Here is a 12,320-nt window from a genome sequence, read left to right as displayed (position 1 = left end):
TTGGTTGGTCAATGAAGTCGCAGATGACCAGCGACGTAGCCATTGATGCACTGCTGATGGCGGTTTGGAGACGTAAGCCGAAGCAAGAGGTGATGATCCACTCGGATCAAGGCAGTCAGTACAGCAGCTCAGACTGGCGAAGCTTCTTGAAAGCTAACAACCTGGTAGCCAGCATGAGTCGTCGAGGTAATTGCCACGACAACGCTGTGGCGGAGAGCTTTTTCCAGTTGCTGAAGCGGGAACGGATCAAGCGTAAAATCTACACTACACGCCAGGATGCTCGAGATGATGTGTTCGATTACATCGAGATGTTTTACAACCCAAAACGACGCCACAGTTTCAACAATCAGCTGTCACCGGTAGAGTTTGAAAAGCGTTACGCAGCGAGCCTTGAGAGTGTCTAGAAAACCCGGGGCGATTCAACGATTACCGAGTTAAGCCTGTCGGCTAGTTGTATGTCGTCAGATTTTCTATCTGCAGAAATGTGACATGCATGCTGAATCTTGATCAAAAAATCTTGTGTTGGCTGTCATGAGCGTCATGACGAGCCTCCTAGTCACACCTCTTATGCCCACTGCTGCGTCTTGCTCGTTGAGCTAGTCCGTATTTCCATAGCATTCGAGATACCTCTCTGGAGGATGCTACTCAGGTCTGACGCAATAGCGTGGCCTCTGATCATGGCCAATGCAATTATGCATTTAGTCAGCCAGAAAAGGTTCTATGGACGGAATGCCGAAAATGGCAGTGATAAATTGGTATTTCCATGGACGCATAGCCTCAACCCTGAATGACCGGAGAGAGAGGCTGAGATGAATGTCCATAGGGTGACACCTTTCCTTTATATCGATGAGACGTGCACTTGAGCGTGCTCCTTAAATGCTCCTTCACCAACTGGCGAACGGCTTCAAACGTCAAGTCACCCAGTCGCTTGGCGTTCAGATTGAAGCCGCACACATACCCTGGACGATGGCTGGCTGGCGGGTAGAGGTAGTCGGTGATGATCGATACCGCCAACGCCCTGATGAGACCGGGGCTGGCGTTCTTTTGCTGTTCCTTGGTCCAGGTGCTGGCGCTCAAGAGCCCGGTTTCAAGCCGATGAAACTCGGGGCTGTCCATCAGCAAGGTCAGCACGGCGTTGATAGACAGCGCGTGCAGCCCGGAGTCTGGAAGGCTGGGGTCCGGGAATAACGCGTTGAAATTCAATGCACTGGCCAGCGCCGCAAGGTCCGGGGTGTTGATAGCCCCACCAATCAGCTGGTGCAGCGTGGCCGACCAGCCTGCTGAGAATGCTTGAACCCTGTCCCAGTCTGCCTGTTGAACCATCACCTCTGCACCGGCCCTGAACGTTGGGCTGGCACCCAGCACCTGCACGCTGTTGGTGAGGTAGTGGTAATCAGTGGAAAAAAATCGGGCTTTGCGCATCGACTGCTCAATGGCAAAAAAACACTGGTATTGCCGACTGTCGATGTCCGGCGCCTTGCGGTGATGGCTGATGCATTTATGGCTCAACACCAGTGCAGCTTGCGTGCTGACAGGCAAGGCGGGTGGCAGATAGTCGTGCAGCGTTTGTGCAACCTCCCGAAGCACCGTCTGCGCGGCGTCTGTGGCGAACATCTCCTGGGCAAGCAGGTAAAACTCAGCGTCTTTGGTGAGCGTTTTCAAGCGTGCCGGGGGATTGAAAATCGCCGCGAGGTCCATGATCGGCAGAGCGTTGTCCGGCGGTAACGGCTGGTCCGGGTTTTGCTGGACAAACATGGCCTGTGCGACTTCCTGCGGGGGGACGCGCATCAGCAGTCGGGTGGTGCGTGCAGCCAGTAATTGTTGCTTCGCAGCCTGGACCTGTCGGCGGGTCGCGTTATCGAGTCGCTGGCTCAGCAGGCCCAGTGAGCCCTGCAGGCCAAGGGCATTGGCGTGTTTGAACAGGTAATGAACATCCTTGTATTGCTTCTCCAACAGGTCAGCACTGATTCGCGTGAACACAGGGCTGGTCAACTCGGCGGTTTTGAACTTCTTTTTGTGCGCCTTATTGAAGAAGGCTGTCTCGGCATAGTCATTGGCGTGCACATGAGGCAACCATGTCAGCAGGTCATCCCGGTCGTTGAAACGCCGATTCATTTCGTCTTTCAACGACTGATGACTGCTGAACACCTCAATGCCGTGTCCGGGCGCATACAGGACGGCCCCGGTCGACGCCGAGTCGGCCTCATCCGTTATAAAAGCCACGACAGAGGCCAGTTTGCGGCCGACGTGTGTGCGCAGGTTCTGAATGCCGACGCGCAACACCTTGACCGGGTTGGCAGGGTGGGCGGCTTGACGCTCTGCCGCCGCTGGGTACTCCAAGACCTGACGAAGCATGGCAGCGCTGGCGGCAGGCAGGGTGTCGTCAGCGCACAACAGCCGCAGCTCGGTTTGCAGCTGTGAGGCCAGATGCTCGGCGTACACGTCTTGTTTGGAGGCGCTGGTCACGCCGTTGTTGTACGCGGGGCTGGCCCAGTACGCCTTCAAGGCCTCGACATACACCGCGCCGAGTGTCTGCATCCGTGCGGTAAAGCGCCGGTATTGCACCTCAGAGATGGGCAGTTGCGAGAACGCGGTCGACGCGTGTGGTGTGCGGTAGCGCAGAACCCGGTTGTTATCGGCTGGCTGCGTGTCAGGCTCCCCGGACAAGAGGCGCTGTATCAGGGCTGCCAACGTTGTATCTGGCTGGCTCGTGGCTGACGGGGTGACGAACCACAGACTGTTCAGGTCAGGCACTGCAAGTGTCGCAGGCAGGTCGGTAAAGACAGCGCGCAGTTCAGCCAGCAAACACTCCGTGAGCGAGGGCTGAGCGGACAGTAAAGAAGACGTTGCGTCATAGACGGTCAGCGAATCGATCAACAGCTTTTGAGTGGTGCGCGTGCAGTGCCGGTCCAGCAGGTTGGCGATAAACGTGAGGGTGGTCGTAGGGCTATGGGGCAGGGTGGACAGGGTTGTAACCAGCGCGGACTTGAACTGAGCGCGTTGCGCGGGGCCGGGCTGTGTTCCAGGGTAGTTAATATGCCCGGCATGGAAGGCCCAGACCTGATTGGCCAGTTTTAACAGCAATGCGCTGACATCGTTATGGGTAACCGTGCCCTGTGGCACGGCCAACAAGGTGGCCACGGAGGCTTTAACTGCCCCTTGGGTCGCCAGCATCAGCAGGAAAGACGGGCTTGCGCACTGCTCATCGGTGAGCGTGTGTGTGCCCAGCTGCGCCAGTACATGGCTGATCAGCTCGATAGCCAATGAGGCCGCCACGGGCTCACTGCGGTTCACATACATCAGACCGATGTTATCGGCGAGCTCATACAGCGTGATGCGCTCTAGGGTTTGTTCAGTGGTGGGGTTCACAGTCAGCCTCTTACCGTCAATGTTCGAAACATGACCGTAAGAGGTTTTGACTCAAGGCACGCGGTAGATAGATGTTCGCGGGCGATGCCGGTTGAGTGGCCAATAACGGGGCTAATTTGCGTTAAAAGTTGACCGAAGCACTCAAACGGGCAGTCAGCGGTGCGCCCTGGAACACATAGTTGTCGCCCATGTAATCACCCACGTCGCGCCAGTAACGCGTGTCGAACAGGTTGTCGACGGTCAGCCGGAACACGGTGTCGTAACCGTCGATACGGGTGCTGTAGCGGCTCCCGATGTTGAACACCGCATAGCTGGCGGCCTCCACGTTGCCTTGTGGGTTGGCGTATTTTTTACCGCTGTACTGCACACCGCCGAGCAATGCCAGGCCATCGACCCAGGGCAGGGCGTAGTCGCCATACAGGCTGGCACGCAGGGTGGGGACGTTAAGGGTTTGGTGCCCTTCGTAGGCCGGGGTGCCGCTGCCCGACACCCGCGCGCGGATCGCCGCGACACTGGCAGCCACCTGTAAACGCGGAGTCACGTGGCCATTGGCTGCCAGCTCCAGCCCAGTATTTTTTTGCTCGCCCTGTTGCACGTAGGTGAACTTCCCGGCGCCGTCCGGTTGCGCGTACTGGTACCCCTGGCGCAACTGAAACAGCGTCGCGCTGAGGCTCAGGCGTTGCCAGTCGTACTTGATCCCAGCTTCGATTTGCCGCGACACGCTGGGGGGCAGGATGTCGAAAGCATTGGTGGCAAACCAGGGCGCCGTGCCGCCCAGCGACAAGCCTTTGCTGTAACGGGTGTACAGCGACAGGTTATTCAGCGGTTTATAGATCAACGCTGCCTGTGGCAAGAACGCATAGCGTTGGGTGTGGCGGGTGGTGACGCCGGTGCTGTCGAAGGCCTTTTCGTCCAGACGCACTTCGCGCGCGCCCAGTACGGTGTGCCACTGTTCATTGAAACGGATACGGTCGTTGAAAAACACCCCGTACTGGCGGCTGTCGAGACGACGGTGGCTGTCGTTCAGGGCGCCGGTGTAGCGGGGGAACTGCTCAGGTTCGGCATCGATGTTGCCGCTGCCGACCCATTCCATGATTTGCTCGCGATTATTAACGACGCGCCGCAATGCGCTGCTGCCCACTGTCAGCTCATGGCCTAATGCCCCGGTGTTGAAGGCGCCGCTCAGGGTGGCCTGGGCTTCGTCATTGCGCCGGGTGTCGTCGGGGCTGCGGAAGTCGTAAATGTCGTAGCCGCCTGCCGGGGTGAAATAGTTGCCTTGCGAACACGCCGTCCCTTGCGAACAACCGCCCCAGGCAAAGGCGCTGTAGTCATCGATCACCACTTTGCTGCGCGACGCACTGAGGTTGCCTTTCCAGTTGTCACTGAAGCGGTACTCAAAACGGCCATTGAGGTTCAATGAGTCGAGGGTCACGGGCTTGGAGCCGCTTTGATGGCCGAGCAGTTTTTTGGGGGACGCGCCGTGGGGCAGTTCGGTGCCGCCCAGCAGTTGGTAGCCGGGCACCGAGCGCTGTTCCTGGGTCTGGTACTCGACATCCAGTTGTAAGAGCGCATCGGGGCTGATGTTCCAGTCGAACGCCAGGGACATGAAATCACGCTGGCCGTTGGCGTGTTCAACGTAAGAATGAATGTCTTCATGGGCCACATTGGCCCGCAAGCCAAATTGTTGTTCGCTGCCGAACCAACCGCCGACGTCGGTGGCAATGTAGCCGCTGCCACGGTCGTCGGTGGACACCGTCACCGAGCGCACATCGGCGGCGCGCTTGGTCACGTAGTTGACCCGCCCGCCAGGCTCCGACACTCCGCTTTGCAGGCCAGACAGGCCCTTGAGCAATTCCACTTGCTGCTTGTTTTCAAGGCCGACGTTTTGCTCGCCGGTGATGGTGCGCCCATTGATCGCGTAGCTGCTGGCCGCGTTCAGGGAGAAACCGCGCACCACGAAGTTCTGGTAGTAACCGATGGGGGCGTAGCTTTCGCCCACGGAGGCATCATTTTTCAACACATCGCTGAGCAGGCGTGCCTGTTGATCCTGAATCAGCGCTTGGGTGAAGACCGAAACAGCCGCCGGGGTGTCCAGCAAGGGCGCCGCGTCAAACTCGCCCACCGACGCGGTGTCTGCCTGATACCCGAGGCTGTCTTCGCCGGTGACTGAAATGGCGGGCAGCTCGGTTTGGCTGGCCTGCGCCGTCTGAAAAGCGCTGGCAAGCAGCAGGCTGACACTCAAGGTCGTGAACGCAAAACGCGGCAAAGGCTTACCCATGAAAACTCCTGAACGTCCCGCCCTGGCGCGCACGCACAGGCTCGCGAAGACGCCAGCCTGCGTGTGTGTGCACAGGTCGATAGGTGTCTGGCTGATGGCCAGATCTTTGAGGCGCGCAGGGTAGCATCTCCGGGGCATTGAATCCGGCACTTCCTGCACGGGATGGATGGCGCCGTAATCCGCTGAAACGATGCAACTGCAACAGGTGTAGTGTGACAAAATGCCTCGCCGCCCGGATCCAAGTGCACGAACGGCGCTGTGAGAAGCCTATAGAATGCCGCCCTGTTTTGCTTCGGGCCGCAATCGCGTGCATGGCACGTGTTGTGTATGCAAAACGTACGTGCCGGGGCGCCCGAGTCAGGGCCTTGTCAGACCTTCGATAGCGAGTCATACATCCTTTAAATGAACACTCCCAACGTTACACCCTCTGCCAATTGGCAACCGGTCATCGCACTGGCGCTGGCCGCATTTGTGTTCAACACCACGGAATTCGTGCCTGTGGGGCTGTTGAGCGCCATTGGCGCCAGTTTTGACATGACCACAGCCAGTGTCGGGCTGATGCTGACGATCTACGCCTGGATTGTCTCGTTGACGTCACTGCCGATTATGCTGCTGACACGCAACGTCGAGCGCCGCAAGTTGCTGTTGATCCTGTTTGCCATGTTCATCGCCAGTCACGTGCTGTCCAGTGTGGCGTCCAACTTTGGCATTCTGTTGCTCAGCCGGATCGGGGTAGCGTTGTCCCATGCGTTGTTCTGGTCGATTACGGCTTCGCTGGCGGTACGCCTGGCGCCAGAAGGCAAGCAAGTGCAGGCGCTGGGGTTGTTAGCCACGGGCACGTCGCTGGCCATGGTCTTGGGGATTCCCCTTGGCCGCTTGCTGGGCGAGGCGATGGGCTGGCGCACGACCTTTTTGGTGATTGCCGGTCTGGCGGTGGCGCTGGTGTTTTGGCTGGCCCGCAGTCTGCCGTTGCTGCCCAGCCAGAACTCCGGTTCGCTGCGCAGTTTGCCGGTGTTGTTCAAGCGTCCGGCGTTGGTGGCGGTGTACATCCTGACCGCGCTGGTGGTCACGGCGCAATTCACTGCGTACAGCTACATCGAGCCGTTTATTCAGACCGTGGCCGGGCTGAGTGGCAATGTGGTGACCCTCATCCTGCTGTTGTTCGGTGGCGCCGGGATCATCGGTTCGCTGCTGTTCAGCGTGCTGCATCGCCACAGCCCGCAGCGCTTCCTGATCGCTGCGGTGTCAGTGCTGGCGGTGTGCCTGGCACTGCTGTTGCCGCTGAGCGGCAACGAGGCGTATTTGGCAACCCTCAGCCTGTTTTGGGGCATGGCCATCATGTGTTTCGGCCTGGCCTTGCAGTCGCGGGTGCTGTCGCTGGCGCCGGACGCCACGGATGTGGCCATGGCCATGTTCTCCGGCATCTACAACATCGGCATCGGCGGTGGCGCACTGTTGGGTAGCTGGGTGGGCGTGCACGCGGGGTTTTCTTACATCGGCGTCACGGGCGGCGGATTGGCAGGCGTGGCCTTGGCCATTTACTGCGTGAGCATGTACCGCATCAGCCGTTCGCCCGAGCACACCCCGCCTGCCGAGTAACCGTGCGAGCCGCACACGCCCCTGTAGTGGGGCTTCACGCCTGACGCTCGTCAACGGTGGTCGTGGGGGAGCGGTGCGGTGCGGCCGGGCCGGGCTGCGCACGCCGGGGCCGGGCGGGTAAAACCGCAGCTTGCAGCTGTGCCGCCGCCGGGTGTTCAAAATACAGGTGCGGCGTGACTTCACGGTCTTCCACTAACGTGCCTTCTGCCAGCACCACCACGCGCTGGCAGAAATGCTTGATCAGGCTCAAGTCATGGGTAATCAGCACAAAACCGGTGCCCGATTCGCGGCGGATGTCCGCCAGCAGTTCCAGGATTTGCACCTGTAAGACGCGGTCGAGGTTGGACAGGGCTTCGTCAAGGATGATCAGTTTGGGCGCCACTGACAGCGCCCGGGCAATCCCGGCGCGCTGCAACTGGCCACCACTGAGTTGCGTGGGGATTTTGTCGCCGTCACAAGGCAGCAGTTTGACCTGACGCAGCAACTGCTCTACCCGTGCCTTGCACGCCACTTCACCCATGCCCGCCAAATGCCGCAAGGGCTCGGCAATGCTCCAGGCGATGCTGCGTTGCGGGTTGAAGGCACTGAGGGCGTCCTGAAACACCATTTGCACCTGTTGCAAAAACCCTTTGCCGGGGCCGGTGAGCGGCGCTGAACGGAATGTGACCGTCCCCTGGTCAGGGCTTTCCAGCCCCATGAGCAGGCGGGCGAGGGTGCTTTTGCCGCTGCCACTGCTGCCCAACAAACCGAGGTTCTGCCCTTCAATCAACTCAAGGTTCAGCCTGCGTAACACGTCAACCCGATGCCGTTTGCTGAACAGGCCGCCCGCTGTATAGCCGTGGCTGACGTCGCGTATCTGGAGAAAACTCATGGCGCGTAGGCCTCCCTGGTCAAGGTGCGGTGCGCGGCCAGCAACGTCTGCGCTTCAGGGCTGTGGGGGGATTCGAACAAGCGGTGCACATCGACCTGTTCGACGATTCGGCCGTGGGCCATGACGCTGACCTGATCGCAACTGCGCGCCACCACGCCCATGTCGTGGGTGACCAGCAACACGCCGAGGTTGCGATCGACTACCAGCCGCTCCAGCAGGTCGAGAAAACGTGCCTGCGCCACCACGTCCAGATCGCTGGTGGGCTCGTCGGCCAGCAAGAAACGGCTGTCGGCCAGCAGCGCCAGGGCAATCATCATGCGTTGCAACATGCCGCCGCTGAGCTGAAAGGCAAACGAATCCAGCACACGATCGGCGTCTTCGAGCCCCACTTCGCGCACGGTGTCGAGGATCAGGCGGTGCGCTTCGCTGCCGCGTACATGGCGGGTGTCGAGGGTTTCCAGCGCATGGTGGCGTAATGAACGCACCGGGTTGAACGCACTGCGCGGGTTCTGCACCACCAGCGCCACGTCCCGCCCGCGCAGTCGGGCCGGTTCTACGCGGTGGCCGTCCAGGTGCAATATGCCCGCGCTGCGCTGCACGCCGGGTGGCAGCAGGTCGAGGATCCCGGCACAGGTCAGCGACTTGCCCGAGCCGCTGCCCCCTACCAGCCCATGAATACTGCCTGCGCTGAGGGTCAGATCGATCCCGTCCACCAGCGTGCGCTGCTGATGACGGAGGGTCAGCCCTTGCAGTGTCAATGTGTCCTTCATTCCTTGATCTCCGCCAGCACGCTGGGGTCGAGGCGATCGCGCAAGGCATCGCCCAACAGGTTGAACGCCATCACCGCGAGGAAAATCATCAGCCCCGGCCACAGCAGCAGTTGCGGGTGAGTCCAGATGAACTCCTTGGAATCATTGATCATGACGCCCCATTCAGGGGTCGGCGGGCTCACCCCCAGGCCAAGGAAGGACAACCCGGACACGTGCAGCATCATGTGCCCGATGTCCATCGAGGCCAGTACCAGTAACTGCCCGACCACGTTGGGCATGATGTGCTGGCGCAAGCGGGTCAGGCGCGAGGCACCGGCCAGCCGCGAGGCCAGGACGTAGTCGCGATTGCGCTGGGCGATCACCATGCCGCGCACCATCCGCGCATACCACGCCCAGTGCGACAGGGCGATGGCAATGATGACGTTGGTCAGCCCGGTGCCAAGCACGGCGATCAGAAAGAACGCCAGCACCAGCGTCGGAAAGGTCAGGAACATGTCGCACAGGCGCATGAGGAACATGTCCAGCTTGCCGCCGATCACCCCCGCAATGCCGCCGATCACCACGCCGAGAATCAATACCAGCCCGAGGGTCAGCACCACGCTGCCCAACGACAGCCGGGTGCCGACGATCAAGCGCGAGAACACGTCGCGCCCCAGATGATCGGTGCCCAGCCAGTGAGCCGAGCTGGCAGGCAGCAGGCGGTCGTCGAGGTTGACCAGCGTCGGGTCGTAAGGCGACAGCCAGGGACCGAGCAGCGCCATGAGCAATAGCAGCGCGACCAGTGCCAGCCCCACGTGCAGCCCGCGCCGGGGGCGGGGCAGGGTTGTTGCCGCTATCGCCGTCATGCCATCACCCCCGCTAAGCGTGTGCGCGGGTCGAGCCACGCATAACAGATATCCACCACCAGATTGCACAGCACCAACAATGTGGTCAGCAGCAAGGTGAAGCACTGCATCACCGGGAAGTCGCGGTTAAGCACGGCGCTCACGGCGAAGCGGCCGACGCCGGGCCAGGCAAAGATCGTTTCAATCACCAGTGCGCCACCGAGCAGTTCGCCGATGTGCATGCCGGTGGCGGTGACCAGCGGCATCCACGCGTTGCGCAGTATGTGATCACGCCACACCCGGCGCTCATTCAGGCCGCGGGCACGGGCATAAAACACATGGCGGTGTTGCCGCACGTCCAGCAGGCTGGCGCGCAACAGACGGGCGTTGATTGACATCGACATCAGCGCAATCGCCAGTACCGGCATGACAAGGTGCGCCGGGCCGCCGCGGCCCATAGGCGGTAGCCAGCCGAGCCACAGCGAGAGCAGGGCAATCAGCAAGAATGCCAGCCAGAAATTGGGCATCGACACGCCGATAAAGGTCACGAAGCGCACCACGTGATCGGGCCATTTGCCCTGCCAGCGGGCGGCGGCCAGCCCCAAAGGAATGCTCAGCGCCAGTGTGACCAGCAGCGCCAGAGCGCCCAATTGCAGGGTGGCGGGCAGGTAGTAGAGCACGTCATCCAGCACCGGCCGGCCGGTGATATACGACACGCCGAAGTCCAGATGCAGCGCGTTCCATACCCAGCTCAGGTATTGCTCAGGCAACGGGCGATCCAGCCCGAGCGCCTGTCGCGCTTCGACCAGTGCGCTATCCGTGGGCGGGATTTGTGACAGGCGCAGGTAGTCCAGCGCCGGGTCGCCGTTGCCCATGTGCAAGAGGAGGAACACAATCAGCGACACCCCCAGCAGCACCGGAACCAGCAAGATCAGACGTAACGCGATATATCGCAACATGGTTCAAGGCTTCCCGCTGGCTGGACGCATGACATCGAACGGCATGTCAAACAGCGTGCTGCCAAACTGCACATTGTCGACCGTGGGGCGGCTCACACTGATGGCCGTGAGGTAGGAAATCGGCAAATACACCGCCTGCTCGTGGAGCGTGGTGAGGATGTCGCGATAACCTTCGGCACGTTGTTTTTCGCGGGTCTCACCCAGTACCTGAGCAATTTTTCGGTCGATGGCGTCTTTCATCGGCAAGCCGCGCTGGGCCATGTAATCGGCATGGCCGGCATAGCGCATCGAACTGACAAACGAATGCGGGTCATACGGCGCGCCCCAGGTGTCGGCGAAAATCATGCCGAAGCGGCCTTCACGTTGCCGCTGCACCAATGCGCCGTCTTCTTCGGCGCGTAATTGCACCTGCATCCCGACCTTGGCCAGTTCACCCTGAATGATCTCGGCCAGGCTTTTTTGCAACGCGCTGGTGCCCAGAAATACCAACTCCACGCTCAGCGGCTGGCCGTCTTTTTCCCGTATGGTTTTGCCTGGCGGTAGCGTCCAGCCTGCGGTTTGCAAACGCTCGCGGGCTTGTTGCCGGTCGAAACCCAGCGCTTTAAGGCCCAGGTCGGTGTACGGCAGGTTGTTGGAAAACAGCGCATCGGCACGCGGTTCAAGCCCGTACAGCACCTTGGCGATCAGGGTGTCCTTGTCCACGGCCTGGTTGATCGCCTGGCGAACGGCCAACTCGTTGGTCGGCACGCGCGCAGTATTCATCGCGACCAGCCGGGTGGCCAAAGGCGTCGAGAGCGCGGTTTTGAACCCGGCGTCCCGCAAACGCACGAAGGTGCCGGACGAAATCTCGCCATCGGCGCCTTGGATCAGGTCGATGACACCGGTTTGCAAGGCGATGGCGCGGCTGTCGGGGTCAGAAATGACGTTCACCAACACAGAGCCGTAAGCAGGTTTATCACCCCAATACTGGTCATTACGGGCAAACCGGTCGTATTCGCCGCGTCGGGTCTCGACCAGTTTCCACGGGCCGGTGCCCACAGGTGCCCCTTTTTGGGCGTTGGGCGCACCAAAACGCAGCGGACGCACCTGGGCCAGTTCCATCAAGGTTGGGTAATAAGGGTGCTTGAGGACCAGCACCAACGTGCGCGCGTCCGGGGCCTCGACGCGATCAAGGGTGCTCACCAGTTCCATCCACTGATGGCGTTTGGCATTGGCCAGCACTGCGTCGACGTTGGCTTTGGCGGCCGCGGCAGTGAACGGGCTGCCATCACTGAAAGTCACGCCTTCGCGCAGGGTGAAGGTGTACGTCTTGCCGTCGGCAGACACCGTCCAGTGCGTGGCAAGCCACGGTTCCAGCTGCCCCGACCGGGTGTAACGCACCAGCGGCTCATAGACCATGGCCTGAGCGTACATCTGATTGGGCGAGTACCCTCGTGGGTCAAGCGGCCCTGCATTGGTGGGCCAGGAGTAAGTCAGCGTCGGCGCATCGTCCGCAGCGTAGCTGGGTGCGATGCCGCTTGAGAGGCAGCATCCGAGTAGCCACAGGCCAAGCTTCTTTTTCATCGACGGCTGCTTCAAACTGGCGCTCCCTCTAATGATGGCATTTTGGATTTCATGCAATGGGTATGAAGTCTATGTGAAAAGTTCATA

9 protein-coding genes are annotated in these 12,320 nt (G+C 60.5%); 2 read left to right on the top strand and 7 right to left on the bottom strand.

The genetic code is table 11. From position 1 onward, the window contains the following. Positions 1 to 404 (top strand): IS3 family transposase (locus tag TU74_RS21465; RefSeq protein WP_048375663.1); only part of this gene is annotated, 404 nt, incomplete at its 5' end. 373 nt (positions 405 to 777) lie between these two features. Here the strand turns inward: TU74_RS21465 and TU74_RS21460 are convergent. Next, positions 778 to 3,369, bottom strand: coding sequence for a hypothetical protein (locus TU74_RS21460; protein ID WP_048377627.1), 2,592 nt, complete (start codon positions 3,367 to 3,369; stop codon positions 778 to 780). 121 nt (positions 3,370 to 3,490) lie between these two features. After that, positions 3,491 to 5,647, bottom strand: coding sequence for a TonB-dependent siderophore receptor (locus TU74_RS21455; RefSeq protein ID WP_048377626.1), 2,157 nt, complete (start codon positions 5,645 to 5,647; stop codon positions 3,491 to 3,493). A gap of 402 nt (positions 5,648 to 6,049) precedes the next feature. Here TU74_RS21455 and TU74_RS21450 point away from each other — a divergent pair, with 402 nt between their 5' ends. After that, positions 6,050 to 7,246: a sugar transporter gene (locus tag TU74_RS21450; RefSeq protein WP_048377625.1), complete on the top strand. Its 1,197-nt coding sequence runs from the start codon at positions 6,050 to 6,052 to the stop codon at positions 7,244 to 7,246. 34 nt (positions 7,247 to 7,280) lie between these two features. On the opposite strand, the gene TU74_RS21445 is transcribed toward TU74_RS21450, so the two are convergent. Genes TU74_RS21445 through nikA form a run of 5 tightly spaced genes read right to left on the bottom strand, consistent with a single transcriptional unit; the run spans position 7,281 to position 12,248 of the window. Then, positions 7,281 to 8,117: an ATP-binding cassette domain-containing protein gene (locus TU74_RS21445; protein WP_048377624.1), complete on the bottom strand. Its 837-nt coding sequence runs from the start codon at positions 8,115 to 8,117 to the stop codon at positions 7,281 to 7,283. Then, positions 8,114 to 8,887: an ATP-binding cassette domain-containing protein gene (locus TU74_RS21440; protein WP_048377623.1), complete on the bottom strand. Its 774-nt coding sequence runs from the start codon at positions 8,885 to 8,887 to the stop codon at positions 8,114 to 8,116. Before TU74_RS21440 ends, TU74_RS21445 begins: the two co-directional genes overlap by 4 nt. Further along, entirely contained in the window at positions 8,884 to 9,732 is an 849-nt protein-coding gene (gene nikC, locus TU74_RS21435) for a nickel ABC transporter permease subunit NikC (protein ID WP_048377622.1), read from the bottom strand. Before nikC ends, TU74_RS21440 begins: the two co-directional genes overlap by 4 nt. Next, positions 9,729 to 10,670, bottom strand: coding sequence for a nickel ABC transporter permease subunit NikB (gene nikB / locus TU74_RS21430; RefSeq protein ID WP_047274712.1), 942 nt, complete (start codon positions 10,668 to 10,670; stop codon positions 9,729 to 9,731). Before nikB ends, nikC begins: the two co-directional genes overlap by 4 nt. Positions 10,671 to 10,673: 3 nt before the next feature. Further along, positions 10,674 to 12,248, bottom strand: a complete 1,575-nt coding sequence (nikA, locus tag TU74_RS21425; RefSeq protein ID WP_048377621.1) for a nickel ABC transporter substrate-binding protein — start codon at positions 12,246 to 12,248, stop codon at positions 10,674 to 10,676. Between the last annotated feature and the right edge of the window lie 72 nt (positions 12,249 to 12,320).

Source organism: Pseudomonas lundensis (genome assembly GCF_001042985.1).
Classification (GTDB): domain Bacteria; phylum Pseudomonadota; class Gammaproteobacteria; order Pseudomonadales; family Pseudomonadaceae; genus Aquipseudomonas; species Aquipseudomonas lundensis.
This window is presented reverse-complemented; position numbering and strand designations above follow the sequence as displayed.

Bases quoted from the DNA above. Each gene is read 5' to 3' on its own strand.
- TU74_RS21455 (WP_048377626.1), bottom strand. From the start codon at position 5,647: ATGGGTAAGCCTTTGCCGCGTTTTGCGTTCACGACCTTGAGTGTCAGC.
- TU74_RS21450 (WP_048377625.1), top strand. From the start codon at position 6,050: ATGAACACTCCCAACGTTACACCCTCTGCCAATTGGCAACCGGTCATC.
- TU74_RS21445 (WP_048377624.1), bottom strand. From the start codon at position 8,117: ATGAGTTTTCTCCAGATACGCGACGTCAGCCACGGCTATACAGCGGGC.
- TU74_RS21440 (WP_048377623.1), bottom strand. From the start codon at position 8,887: ATGAAGGACACATTGACACTGCAAGGGCTGACCCTCCGTCATCAGCAG.
- nikC (WP_048377622.1), bottom strand. From the start codon at position 9,732: ATGACGGCGATAGCGGCAACAACCCTGCCCCGCCCCCGGCGCGGGCTG.
- nikB (WP_047274712.1), bottom strand. From the start codon at position 10,670: ATGTTGCGATATATCGCGTTACGTCTGATCTTGCTGGTTCCGGTGCTG.